Source organism: Flavobacterium fryxellicola, from assembly GCF_900143245.1.
In the GTDB taxonomy this organism is placed as follows: Bacteria; Bacteroidota; Bacteroidia; order Flavobacteriales; family Flavobacteriaceae; genus Flavobacterium; species Flavobacterium fryxellicola.
The window spans coordinates 72,920-86,530 of sequence record NZ_FRDK01000006.1; the positions used below are offsets into that span (position 1 = coordinate 72,920).

7 protein-coding genes are annotated in these 13,611 nt (G+C 32.8%); all 7 read right to left on the reverse strand.

Annotated features, from left to right (window positions below; all coding sequences use genetic code 11):
• Positions 1-4: 4 nt before the first annotated feature.
• The 7 genes from BUA03_RS10300 to BUA03_RS10330 all read right to left on the reverse strand — a co-directional run bounded on the left by BUA03_RS10300 (position 5) and on the right by BUA03_RS10330 (position 13,532).
• Positions 5-358, reverse strand: a complete 354-nt coding sequence (locus tag BUA03_RS10300) for a DUF892 family protein (RefSeq protein ID WP_066077430.1) — start codon at positions 356-358, stop codon at positions 5-7.
• 745 nt (positions 359-1,103) lie between these two features.
• Complete coding sequence (locus BUA03_RS10305; RefSeq protein ID WP_066077433.1) at positions 1,104-1,298, reverse strand: hypothetical protein; 195 nt, start codon at positions 1,296-1,298, stop codon at positions 1,104-1,106.
• Positions 1,299-1,574: 276 nt separating this feature from the next.
• Entirely contained in the window at positions 1,575-5,753 is a 4,179-nt protein-coding gene (locus BUA03_RS10310) for a CheR family methyltransferase (protein ID WP_066077437.1), read from the reverse strand.
• Between the two features lie 205 nt (positions 5,754-5,958).
• Positions 5,959-8,406, reverse strand: a complete 2,448-nt coding sequence (locus BUA03_RS10315; protein WP_072675735.1) for a response regulator — start codon at positions 8,404-8,406, stop codon at positions 5,959-5,961.
• 112 nt (positions 8,407-8,518) lie between these two features.
• Positions 8,519-12,106 carry a response regulator gene (locus BUA03_RS10320; protein ID WP_066077439.1) on the reverse strand — a complete coding sequence of 1,196 codons (3,588 nt, stop codon included), beginning with the start codon at positions 12,104-12,106 and terminating at the stop codon, positions 8,519-8,521.
• A 26-nt stretch (positions 12,107-12,132) separates the two neighbouring features.
• Positions 12,133-12,705, reverse strand: a complete 573-nt coding sequence (locus tag BUA03_RS10325; protein ID WP_066077441.1) for a chemotaxis protein CheB — start codon at positions 12,703-12,705, stop codon at positions 12,133-12,135.
• Positions 12,706-12,707: 2 nt separating this feature from the next.
• The gene (locus tag BUA03_RS10330; protein ID WP_066077444.1) at positions 12,708-13,532 is read right to left on the reverse strand and encodes a CheR family methyltransferase; all 825 of its coding nucleotides are present in this window, start codon (positions 13,530-13,532) and stop codon (positions 12,708-12,710) included.
• Between the last annotated feature and the right edge of the window lie 79 nt (positions 13,533-13,611).

Here is a 13,611-nt window from a genome sequence, read left to right on the forward strand (position 1 = left end):
ATTACTAATTGTATTTTGTTTGTCCTTTTTGGGGTGAGGATAACCCATACATCGCTTCATATTTCAAAATAATATTTGCTTCACCTATTGAATTAAAAAAATCTTCAAGACGTTTAATATGATCCATTGTAAATTGCAGGTGTACTTTGAGTGCATTAGCTAATTCTTCGGTAGCCGCATTTTTTATCAATATCGGAATGGAGATTATTTGTGCTTTTTCTGAAAAGTAAATTTCTTTTAATTCCTCTACAAAAATATTGCGATATTCTTTTTTAGTTTCCAGAGCGGATTCGTTCAAAATTCCTTTCTCTTTTTGCAAAACTATTTTTTTATCGGCTTTATTGACACTATTTTTCATGTGCTAATGGTTTTAGACAGCAATTCAATTGAATAATGTAAAGTTCGTTTTTACAATCCCAAAATCATTACACAATATTAGAAAGGAGTTGCAATATTCACAGGTAACGATGCAAAAATCAAATTTAGTATTGATGTTTTACTTCATTTTCTAATGGTAATCCATCTTCAAATTCAGTATGATTTTTCAAAGTTGTTATGGCAATTTGGTCTAATACTTTTTTGATAAAAGATTTTAATTTTTACTATTTTTTACACGTAAGGAGTGAAAAATTGCTTAAAACATAAATCCTTTTCGTTTGCCTGGTGCGACTAAAGTTGTTTTTTATAAAAAAATAAATACTTCTTAAGACCTCGATAGAAAGTTGAGTAGTAAAAAAAAGCGGAGGTTATGTTATTTATGGATTAATGAAGGATGTACTAATATAATAAATAAAATAGGAGTGTTATAAAAAAAATCCTCTCTGATTACTAACCAGAGAGGATGTCCTTATTGTAATGAAAGTGGATTCTAAAGCAAATTAATACGTATTAAAAATCCATTTTTCTTGCGAAAAAAACCTATATTGTTCTGTTTTGATACGGATTCATAAAATTAATTGTTTTACTATTTTTTTTCTTAGTAATAATTAAAAAATACTTATCTAAAAGATTCGTTTTATGAGTTCCACGTAAAAAAAGTGTTACTAATATTAGTCAGACAATGGATTTTAATGTAAATCCTAAATTTTTTAGAAAAATATAATTTATGATTCGTCTTTTGTTGTACGAACTAAGCTAATTCCCGATATAAAGAATATAATTCCCAATATGCCATATATGATTAAAGATTTAACATCTCTCGTTTCGCCTGAAGTTCCAGCAAATATTACTGCTGTGTAAATAAGACCACCTATTCCAAGAGCTGTTAATAACGCTCCAAAGATTCTTTTAAGATTCATGATTTTTAATTTTTAAGATTAATACTTTTTTTAAAAATTTGTATAGAAACCGATTGGTTTACAAACAAACATTTAAATTAATTAGTACCGCTTTTCACAGCATACTAATTACATTACAAATGTATTTTGATTGGCTCCTGCAAGTGTTATACAATTGTTAATAAAAGTTATATCTTTCACACTTGACTATGAAAAATAATTATGTAGGAAGGTAAGTATCAATTTTTGAAACTTTTATAGTATTATTCTAAAGTTACTGAATAAAGCACATAGAATTTATTGTATCAGTTCGACAATTTTAGAATACAATAATTTTTCATCAATGGGCTTGGCGATATAATCATTCATTCCCGCACCTTTGCATTTTTCCAAATCTACTGTCGTAACATCAGCCGTAAGCGCAATAATTGGGGTGTCTAATTTCATGATTTCCCGAATGTGTTTTGTAGCTTCAAAACCGTTCATTACTGGCATTTGAAGATCCATTAAAATAATATCGTATGCTTTTTTTTCCAGTTTTTCGATAGCAATTTTTCCATTGTCAGCAATTTCACGATCACAACCAAAATCATCCAAAATTGTTTTCATCAATAATTGATTGAGTGGCATGTCTTCAACCACCAAAACTTTTACGTTTTTTAATAAAGTATTGGATTCAATTAAATTAGTTTGTTTCTCGGTATTGCCTTTTGTCTTTTGAAAAGATAACGTAAAACTAAACGTGGAGCCTTCATTTATTTTACTTTTGACACGAATGCTGCCTCCTTGTGATGTTACTAATTGTTTCGCAATGGCTAATCCTAAACCCGTACCTCCATAATTGCTGGAAGATCCATTACTAACTTGTTGAAAATTTTCAAATATTAAATCTATATTATCCTCAGGAATACCGATGCCACTATCAGCAATTACAAATTCAACTATTACTTTATCAGCATCTTCAAACAATAAGTTAGTACTGACTTTAATAGTGCCTTTAGAAGTAAATTTAACAGCGTTGCTAACGAGATTTAAAATAATCTGGTGCAATCGGATGGAGTCTCCCAAAACGAGTTTGGGTATTTTTTTGTCATAGTGAGTGACCAGTTTTAAATTTTTTTCTTGAATTTTTGTTTCAAATAATTGGAGCATTGAGGCTATTGAAACGGCCATTTCGAATGATTTTTTTGCGAAAACCATTTTTCCAGCATCTACTTTTGCTAAATCAAGAATATCGTTTATCAATGCAATTAACGTGTCACCACTTAATTGTATGGCGTTTAAGTATTCTATTTGCTTAGTGGTTAATTCAGTTTTTAAAAGCACGCTGGTAAATCCTATAATTGCATTCATCGGAGTCCGAATCTCATGGCTCATATTGGATAAGAATTGTTGTTTTGCTTTTACAGCGTCCTCTGCAGCTATTGTCGCTTCTTCGGCTTTAATTTTTGCTTCTTCTGCGGTTAAAGTTGCCAACTCTGCAAATACTTTTGATTCTATTAATTCAGCTTCAATTCTCTTTTGATCCGTTACATCTCTTGCCACAATAACCACTCCTAATACAGTGCCTTGGTCATCTTTATAAACGGAGCCGTTTAATAACACATCAGTAAGTTTCCCGCTCTTGTGACGAAGTTTAATTGGAGAATTAGTGATAAAACCTTTAGCGAAGACTTCTTTATAAATAGCTTGAGCTTTTTCAGGCTCTGTAAAATAGCCAAAGAAATCAGTTCCTTTTAATTTCTCTCGTGACAATCCCGTTATATTTACAGTTGCCCTGTTCATATCAGTAATCTTTCCTTCATTGTTTATTGTTGTCAGAGGATCAAGACTTGCTTCTATAAGACTAAGTGAATATTTTTCTTTGAGATAATATCGAGACCGATCCGTTATGTCTTCAATAGCCAAAAGAATGAGTGGTTTGCTGTTTGTTTTTTGAACAATCAAATGCGCATTAAGTAACATTATTCGTTCTCCAATGCTAGAAAAGGTGTGGGTTACTTCAAAATTTTCGAAACTATTATTTTTAGAAAGGATATCATTTAGTACTTCACGAAGTTTTGCAATGTTCCATTGTTTATCACCTAAATCAAATAATAGTTTTCCTTCGGTTTCCATTTTATCTGCTAGAAATTTTTTGTAAAAAGATTTATTAGCGGATATCACATGAAAATCCTTATTCAAAACAAGCATAGGTTCATGTATGGTGGCAATAATAGCCTCAGAATAGGCATGTGATTCTATTAATAAATCATGGCGCATTTGTAATTCCTGATTGGTAAAAATGAGTTCTTCGTTAGTGGCTTCAATTTCTTCCTTTGAGGTTTCCAATTCTTCATTTAAAGTCTGGAATTCTTCATTTGACGAAACGATTTCCTCATTTGCAGCTTGTAATTCCTCATAAATATTTTCTTGGTCTTTAACAATAGTAATCATTTCAGCGCGAGTAGCAATGAGTTCCTCCGTCAGTTTTTTTATTTTTAAATCTTTGAGTTTGGCATTGCTTGTTCCATCAACGTCAGATTCATTAATTTTTTCTACTAGTTCCTGCGGTTTAAAAACAATCAGAAGTAAGGGTTCGTCCCACTCAATTTTAAGTGGGCGCACCTCAAAAGACATCAACCTTAAAACGGATTCAATTTTGATTTCTATGCCTGATTTAGATACTGTTTTTTTTGTTTCTATTACTTTATTAATCGCATTCCGGAGTTCAAAAGCAAATTCTGGTTTGGCCATTTTAAAAATGTTTAGACTGGCTTTACCGGATGAATGCTCTAAGTAGGAGGAGACCGGTCCTCTAAACTGGAGTATTTCCATGTCTTTGTTCACCACAGCGCAAGCTGGCATGTAATTAGAAAGAAGTTCAGCGTCAATAGCATTTTCTATACTTTCTTGATTGACACTTATGTTTTTAGAGGTAGTGTTTACTTTTTTATTAGACATAGTAGTGCGTGTAAAACGTGGTGTTAATTCAAGTATCTTTCGAACTCCCAAATTATTTTTTCGAGAATAGATTTTAAATTTATTGTTAACTAATGTGAAAAGTTGTGATGTTGTCCCAATGCTTTCGGCTTTGCCAAGTATCAAATATCCAATATCATTCAAAGCAAAATGTAAGGATGCAAAAACTTTCTTTTGCGCGGCAGCATCAAAATAAATTAGAAGATTACAACAACTTACTAGATCCATTCGCGAAAAAGGAGGATCGCGTAGAATATTGTGTGGAGCAAATATGCACATTTCCCTTAGCTCTTTAACAATGCGGTAATTTTCACCTGTTTTTGTGAAAAATCTATTTAAATATTTTTTAGGTATGGATTCGACATCACTTTGAGAATAGTCACCGATACGGGCTTTTCTTATAGCCTCTTCGCTTAAATCAGTGGCAAAAATTTGAACAGCAATTGTATTTGTTTTTTCTTCCTGCAAATCGGCTATAATCATGGCAAAAGAATAGGCTTCCTGACCTGTAGAACATGCTGGAACCCATATTCGTAGCGTATCATCAGCAGTTTTATTCTTTAAAAGTTTTGTTAATAAATTAGTTTTTAAAAATTGGAAAGTTCCTTTTTCCCTGAAAAAACTAGTTACATTTATTAATAAATCCGTGTAGAGAATTTCAATTTCATTGTTTTTTTGAAGTAAAAGTTTTACATATTCTTCTATCGACTTTATTCCATATTGAGTCATTTTATAGTTTATTCTTCTCTTAATGGTGGGCATTTTATAATGACTAAAATCCACTCCCGTTTCTTTGAGTAAAAGTTCAAAAATTGAATTTATATCGTAATTAATATTTTTAAGAGACCCTTCCTCTGCTTTGCTTTCTTTGTCCTGACTCTCTGTTGTAGGTATTCCTTTTTTACTAAGTTGAACTATTTTACGGGCAATTTCTAGAGGTGGTAAAATATAGTCTACCACTCCCGTAGAAATTGCTGCGTTTGGCATACTATTAGCTTGAGCGGTTTCATCTTGCGCAAAAGTGATGCCTCCAGCATCTTTAATGGCTTTGAGGCCCATCATACCATCACTGGCATAACCTGAAAGTATGATTCCAATGACATTTGCTTTATGGGTTTCAGCAAGTGAGGAAAAAAGAAAGTCTATAGAGAGCGTAGGGCTGCTTTTTTTTATGCGTGGGTGCAACTGAATATGCCCATTAACTACTTCGATTACTTTATTGGGTGGAATTACATATACATTGTTTGGTTCCATTTTTTCCATATTATCAATTTCCTGGACTTTCATTTTAGTAATCTTAGAAAGAATTACAGTCAGTAAACTTTTATGGTCAGGACTTAGGTGTTGAACATAGATATAGGCCATGCCAGTATTTACCGATAGATTTTTAAGTAAAATACTAAACGCTTCCAGTCCTCCAGCTGATGCACCGATGGCTACAACGGGAAAAGAATTTTTTTTTCCTTCTTTTTCCGGGTTTAATTTATTTGAAGTGACTTTCTGAGCTAATTTCATAATATTAAATATGTATTGTTATTTTATAGTTATGAGATTGGCTATAAATTTTTTTTATCCAGTAATTCAGGATACCTCACACATTAAAAAGCTTAAAAAATATTCATTAAATATAAGGAAATATGTTTTGTAAAAGGATAAAATAATTATGATTTATAAACCTATAGACCAATAAATATTAAATGTGGATAAGAATTAATAGATTTTAGAGGTTATTTTTGAGTAACAGAAGTTCTTCCTCTAACTCAGCACATGCCTGTAAACAAACGGTTTCCAGTTGTAGTACCAAACTTTGTATTTCCTCATTTTTTTCTTGGTCTTTTGCAAAGTCCTGAATTTTTTTTGCTACCGTTTCAAAATCTGGACTGATTCCCATTATTGAAAAAGAGGGTAGCATTTTGTGGGCGGCAGCATCTAATAAAGTCCAATTTTCCTGCTCTAAACTTTGTACCATTGTATGCAGTAACGGTGGGGTTTGAGCTAAATATAATGAAATCATTTCCATCATTAGTTTTGGATTTGATTTGGTCCGCTGTTTTAAATAGTTCAGGTCAGTGTATTTTCTTTTTACCTCAAAATTCTTATTTTCCTTGCATTTTTTTATAAATTTATCAGGTTGGGCTGTTGTTACAATAGTTACTATTTTACTATATAAAAGTTTTTCATCGACAGGCTTAGCTAGGTAATCATTCATTCCCGAAGCTGCGCATTTTTCAACATCAACAGTAGTAACATCAGCGGTTAATGCAATTATGGGTACAGTAGAATTTAGCGTATTTCTAATGTATTGCGTAGCTTCAAAACCATTCATTTCTGGCATCTGCAGATCCATAAGCACAACATCATACTCTTGTTTTTGTAGCTTTTCAATAGCTACTTTACCATTTTCAGCAATGTCGCTGATAAATCCAAAATCATCTAAAAGTGTTTTCATTAGCAATTGATTCAGTGCAATATCTTCGACCACTAATACTCTTATATTTTTCATCTCTGAATGGATTTCATTTAGTTCGTTTTCAAGTTCTGCATCGGCATTTGTCTTTTGGAAAGGTAACGTGAAACTAAATATTGAACCCTCATTTAAAGTACTTGTTACACGAATACTACCGCCTTGTGGCTCTATTAATTGCTTCACAATTGCTAGACCAAGTCCAGTGCCACCATATAATCTTGAAGTTCCGCTGGTTGCCTGCTGAAAATTTTCAAATATAGTTCCTATTTTTTCTTCGGAGATTCCAATTCCTGTATCTGCTATCGCAAATTTTAGAATTATTTTAGCTTCATCTTCATATAATAAATCTATACTTACCGTAATTTTTCCTTTTTTAGTAAATTTAACAGCATTGCTAACGAGATTTAAAATAATTTGGTGCAAACGAACAGGGTCTCCTATTAAAACAGCGGGAATTTTATTGTCATATTCCTTAACTAATTTTATGTTTTTTTCCACAATCTTAGTCTCAAATAAATGAAGAATTGCTGAAATGGAAGATTTAATTTTGAAAGGAGTTTTTTCGAACGTCATCTTACCTGCATCTACTTTTGCTAAATCCAGAATATCGTTGATAAGTACAATTAATGTATCTCCACTTATTTTAATTGCGTCTAAATATTCTTTTTGTTTACCATTTAAATCTGTTTTTAAGACCACTTTTGTAAATCCTATAATTGCGTTCATAGGAGTCCGAATTTCGTGGCTCATATTAGACAAGAATTGCTGTTTTGCTTTCACTGCATTTTCAGCAATAAGAGTAGCACTTTCTGCTTTTATTTTTGCTTCTTCTGCAATTTCTGTAGCTAATTCGGCAAAAACTCTGGCTTCAACTAGCTCCGTTGCGATTCTTTTTTGATCCGTAACATCACGGCCTACAACTACTACTCCTAGTACTTCCCCTTTGTCATCCTGATACACTGATCCATTGAATAGCGCGTCAATCATCGTTCCTTTCTTATGGCGGAGGATCAACGGATAATCTGTTATGAGTCCTTTTTCAAACACTTTTTGATACACTTCTCGCGCTTTTTGCGGTTCTGTGAAATAATTAAAAAAATCAGTCCCCATTAATTTGTTCCGGGATACTCCTGTTGCTATTACAGAGGCATTGTTCATATCCGTTATTTTTCCTTCAGGGCTAATAGCAAATAGGGGATCATGACTTGCTTCAATAAGACTAAGGGAATATTCTGATAGTAATTTTTCAGCAGTTAGATCTGTATTTAGTTTTTTCAGTTGTTCTGCCTGAACTAATAATTCCTGATTCTTTTCATGTAAATCCACAAAAATAGCCACTTTTGCTTTTAATATTTCTGGCGAAAGTGGTTTAATCATATAATCTACGGCACCTGCTTGATAACCCTTAAAGATTTGTGAAGAATTATCGATACTGGCTGTTAAAAAAATAATGGGTACATGTTTCAGCTTTTCGATTTGTCGAATCAATTCTACTGTTTCAAACCCGTCCATCATTGGCATTTGAACATCGATTAATATGATGGCAAAATCTTGTTGGTGCAACAGAATTTTTAAGGCTTCATTGCCTGAATTTGCTTTGACACATAAATAATTTTCATTAGAAAGAATTACTTCTAGGGCAAATAAGTTTTCAGGTAAATCATCTACCATTAAAATTTTGACTGGGCTGTTTATTTTCATTTTAATTATAAAAAAAAGTTTGAATGTTAAATACTCTAAAACGAATTTTGAAGTTCCAACAAAAAAATGAGCGTGTTATCTTTCGATGCTGTGCCTGCTCGATAGCATTTTATTATTTACTTAACCATACGCGCATCAAGGATAAAAGGCGTTCTACATCAATTGGTTTTGTAATATAATCGTTGGCTCCAGCATCAATGCATTTTTGTTTGTCGTCTTTCATGGCTTTTGCCGTGAGTGCAATTATGGGCAATTTCTTGAACTTCATTTGTGATCGTATTCGTTTCATTGCTTCATAACCATCCATTTCTGGCATCATGATATCCATTAACACTAAGTCAATAGTAGGATGTGCAGCTAGCATCTCTAGGGCATTTTTTCCGTTTTCTGACTTAATGACTTCTATCCCGCGTTCTTGCAATATTTTAGATAATGCAAAAATATTTCTCATATCATCATCTACTAAAAGAATTTTCTTTGATTGAAATATGGCATCTTTATCATGCAAACTATTGATCATTAATTGCTTTGATTTGGGTAAATTACTAATGGTACGGTGAAGAAAAAGAGCAGTTTCATCCAGTAATCGTTCTTCGGATTTTATTCCTTTTATAATAATGCTCTCTGCATATTTATGAAGTAGATTATTTTCTTCTTTGGTAAGTTCTTTTCCTGTATAGACAATAATAGGAGGCATGCTGTGCCCTTTAATAACCTCCAGTTTTTGAATAAGATCAAATCCGCTCATGTCTGGCAAACCAATGTCTAGTATTACACAATCGATTTGATTTTCCTGATAAATTTCCAAGGCTTCCTTACCTGTTTCTGCTTCAAAACATTTTACATCACCATTTCCAATGAGTATTTTCATTGCTTTTCTAGAATTCTCGCTGTCTTCAATAATCAAAAGGTTCTTTATTTTTCTATTGACAAAATTTTCAATTCGGTTGAAAGCTTCTTCTAAACCTTCTTTAGAGATGGGCTTCATTAAATATTCTACGGCACCTTCTCTTATTGGTTCAAGGGAACGATCGTTTGCCGAAATAATATGAACTGGAATATGCCGTACCATAGGATTTGCTTTTAATTCCTGCAAAACTTGTTTCCCATTCATTCCTGGTAAGCCCATATCAAGGATGATAGCTTGTGGTAAGTATTTTGAAGCAAGCATCAAACCATCTTCACCGCTGGCTGCTGATAAGCATTTGAATCCTTTTTTGTTGGCCTGTTTTAAAAGGATTCCTGCAAAATTTCGATCGTCTTCAATAATGAGTACAATTTTATCAGTAGCGTTTATGGTGTCTCTATCATCCTCAATTGTTTTATAATTGAGAAAGTTTACGTTATTTTCAGTACGTGGAATGTAGCGTAAAGGTTGTGTTGCTGTTGAAGAAGTAAGTTCTTGTTCCGGGAGAATTTCTAAAGGGATATAAAGTGTAAAAGTAGAACCTCCTGCCAGAGCACTAGATACTTTAATTTCGCCCTTTAATAGTTTTGCGAGTTCACGCGAAATTGAAAGTCCTAGTCCTGTTCCTCCATATTTTCTTGAAGTACCGCCTTCGGCTTGTTGAAAAGCTTCAAATATTGCAGCTTGTTTGTCTTCTGATATTCCAATACCGGTATCAGTGACCGATATGGTTAATGTGGTCTCGGTTGTCTGGTCAATATATATAGTTACACTTCCTTTTTCTGTAAATTTAATGGCGTTGGATAGCAGGTTTTTTAATATCTGATTCAAACGCTGTAAATCGGTGTGGATGAATTCAGGTATATTTGTAGCTAATTGGCAAGTGAGTTGCAACCCTTTTTGTTCTGCCTGATGTTTAAAATTGAGGAGTAGTTCACTTGTGAAATTTTTCAGAAATACTTTTTCAATATTGATGGACATTTTTCCAGCTTCAATTTTAGAGAGGTCCAGTACTTCATTTATTAATACAAGAAGATCATGACCACTTTTATAAATGATTTCAGCACTTTCAACCTGAACTTCATCTAAGTTTTTCTTTCTATTTTCAGATAAATCTTTGGATAAAATAAGCAAACTATTAAGTGGTGTTCTTAGTTCATGCGACATGTTAGCAAGGAATTCCGACTTATACTTACTGCTAATTTCAAGTTGTTTTGTCTTTTTCTCAATATTTTCTTTAGAAGCCTCTACTTCTTTGTTTCGCTCTTCTAATGATTGCGTTTGCTCTTCCAGTTCTTCATTGGTCATTTGCAATTCCTCCTGTTGCTGCTTAAGATATTGTGCTTGCTGTTCTAATTCTTCATTTAATTGCCTCAGTTCTTCTTGCTGTATTTGAAGTTCTTCAGTTTGATTGGAAAGCTCTTTATTAGCAAAATGCAACTCAACAGCTCGTTTTTCTTTTTCTTCATTTTGATAAGCGAGTTCTTTGTTAGCAACTCCTAATTCCGCAGCTCGTTTTTCTTTTTCTTCATTTTGATAGGCGAGTTCTTTGTTTGCAACTCCTAACTCTGCGGCTCGTTTTTCTTTTTCTTCATTTTGATAAGCAAGTTCAATATTGGCTACAGCCAACTCCGCAGCTCTTTTTTCCTTTTCTTCGGCTTGTTGAATCGTATTCACACTTATTGCTACACTACTCATAGAAACAGCAATAAATTCTTTTTCAGTTTCGGTAAAATCACTAAGCTTGCCAATTTCTATAACTCCTATTGTTTTGCCATCCAATAAAAAAGGAGTAATGAGAACATTTCTTGGTTTGGCATCTAGAACGGTAGAAGTAATGCGAATTTGATCATCAGTTATGTCTGTAAACAAGAGTTGTTTTTGTTCCCAAGCAGCTTGTCCAATCAATCCTTCATTTAATTTAAAATTTTCTTTAGCTTTATTGGCAGGTGTAAAAGCAAATTTTCCGCTAAGTAAAAGAGTATTTTCTTTTTCATCCAATAAATAAACGGCGCCTATATTGGCTTGAAGATAAGAACATAAAAAGCTAATGGTATTGTTTGCCAATTCAATCATACTTTGGTCACCTATTAATTTCTCATTAAGTGCTGAGTTTCCTGTAAGCAACCAGTTTTTGCTAATCGTTTCCAATTCGTAACTTTTCAGGGCTTGTAAATTGGTAGTCACTATAGTATAAACCACAACAAGGATTAAAGTAATGATTAACAGTAAAATGGCAAATACAATGTTAAACCTACTGGCATCTGCTTCACTCGCTTGAATCCTTTCTGTAAGTAAAAGATTTTCAGTTTCCTGAGCTTGATAAACTAAATTTCTGATTTCATCTTGGATTTGTTTTCCTTCACCAGAAGCAACAAATTCTTGGGCTTGTGCAAAATCTTTTTTACGAAGAGCAATACATTTCCTAAAATTATCAAAGCGCATTTGAGTTTGCTTCTTTAACTCTTCAATATTCTTCTGCTGGTTGGGATTGTCTTTTGTTAATTCTTTTACTTTATTGAGTTGAGCAATTATATTGACATTGGCAGAGGTAAAAGGGATTAAAAAATCATCATTTCCAGTAATAATATAGCCTCGAATCCCTGTTTCTGCATCAACAGTTAACATCAAAATTTGCTCGAATTCATACAAAACAGAATTGGAATGATTGACCAAGGTATTAGAGGCGATGAATTTTTCGCTATTTTTATAGGAGAAAATTGCAACTCCTAAAAGTACTATCGCACAAGCTATAAATCCTGTCGCTATTTTTTTACCAAGGGTCATTTTCATTTTGTTAGTTGTAAAATTGATTTTGATTATCTTTTTTGTTGTTCTATTTTTAATAAAAACGTAACGATATCGTCTAATGACCCAATAAAATTTGGTTCAATAGCTGCAATAGCCGCCTTTGGCATATAGGCTGATTCTGCTGTTTTTGGATCCTGAATTATAGTTAGACCACCACATTCTTGTATTCGTGTAATGCCTTTTGCACCGTCACTATTAGCGCCAGTCAGTACGATTCCAATTAATTTGTTTTTGTAGGCTTCAGCAGCTGATTCAAATAACACATCAATGGATGGTCTTGCATAATTTACACGTTCATCTATAGTGAGGGAAAAGGTTTTGTCTTTTTCAATCAACAAATGATAATTAGGAGGAGCAATAAAAATGGTGCCTTTTTTAATTTTTTCTTTTTCATCTGCTTCCTTGATTTCAAGCTGACTTTTATCATTAAAAAGAGTAATCCATTGACCGTCAGATTGAGCACCTACATGTTGCACAATAATCATGGGTATACTAAAATGTGCCGGCATAGCTGCGAATATAATTTTCAAAGCATTCATACCACCAGAAGAAACTCCTATAACAATTGCTTCGTACTGCATTTTTAGTATTTCTTTTTAAATATTCGTTGTTTAAGGTCTAATTCACTATAATGTTCAAAATAATCGGTAAACCGAATACTTTCTTTAGATCCCAGCGATAAAATACCTCCATTTATCAGGCTATTGTAAAAAAGAGTTTGAACTTTATTTTGTAAATTTTGATCAAAATAAATTAAGACATTCCGACATAATATTAAATGTACTTCGGCAAAAACACTATCAGTTACTAAATTATGATTGGCCCAAACAATGTTTTTTTTTAAAGATTGATTCATAATAACATTATCGTAATGCGAAGTATAATAACTTGAAAAAGATTCTTTTCCTCCTGATAATTGATAATTAGAAGTGTACTCTTTTATTAATTTATTCGAAAAAATACCTTCTTTAGCACGATTCAACGCCAGCTGATTAAAATCAGTAGCATATATTGTTGTTCTTTCATACAAGCCTTCTTCTTGCAATAGAATTGCCATCGAATACGCTTCTTCTCCTGTAGCACAGCCGGCGTGCCATATTTTTATAAAAGGATAGGTTTTTAAAATAGGAATCACTTTTTCTCGTAATGATCTATAAAATGCAGGATCGCGAAACATTTCGGTTACCGTTATTGATAAATCTTGTAAGAGTTCAGAAGCGAATGGCATATCATTTAAAACCATAGACTGCATTTGAGCAATATCTTCAAAGCCAGAAAGTGCCATTCTGTTCATTATTCGACGCCTAATATGCGCTTGTGAATACTCTCTGAAATCGTAACCATATTTGCGATAGATGGCTTCTAATAGCAATGAAATCTCCAGATCTGATGTGTCTTTATACCGCATTTTTCTTAAATAATTTTGGTTTTAATAGAACCAAATTTAAGGTAATTTATCTAACTAGTAATGAATTGGGAATGAGCAC

What these genes read in the sequence shown, in the direction of transcription:
- BUA03_RS10300 (WP_066077430.1), bottom strand. Translation starts at nt 358, where the DNA reads ATGAAAAATAGTGTCAATAAAGCCGATAAAAAAATAGTTTTGCAAAAA.
- BUA03_RS10305 (WP_066077433.1), bottom strand. Translation starts at nt 1,298, where the DNA reads ATGAATCTTAAAAGAATCTTTGGAGCGTTATTAACAGCTCTTGGAATA.
- BUA03_RS10310 (WP_066077437.1), bottom strand. Translation starts at nt 5,753, where the DNA reads ATGAAATTAGCTCAGAAAGTCACTTCAAATAAATTAAACCCGGAAAAA.
- BUA03_RS10315 (WP_072675735.1), bottom strand. Translation starts at nt 8,406, where the DNA reads ATGAAAATAAACAGCCCAGTCAAAATTTTAATGGTAGATGATTTACCT.
- BUA03_RS10320 (WP_066077439.1), bottom strand. Translation starts at nt 12,106, where the DNA reads ATGAAAATGACCCTTGGTAAAAAAATAGCGACAGGATTTATAGCTTGT.
- BUA03_RS10325 (WP_066077441.1), bottom strand. Translation starts at nt 12,705, where the DNA reads ATGCAGTACGAAGCAATTGTTATAGGAGTTTCTTCTGGTGGTATGAAT.
- BUA03_RS10330 (WP_066077444.1), bottom strand. Translation starts at nt 13,532, where the DNA reads ATGCGGTATAAAGACACATCAGATCTGGAGATTTCATTGCTATTAGAA.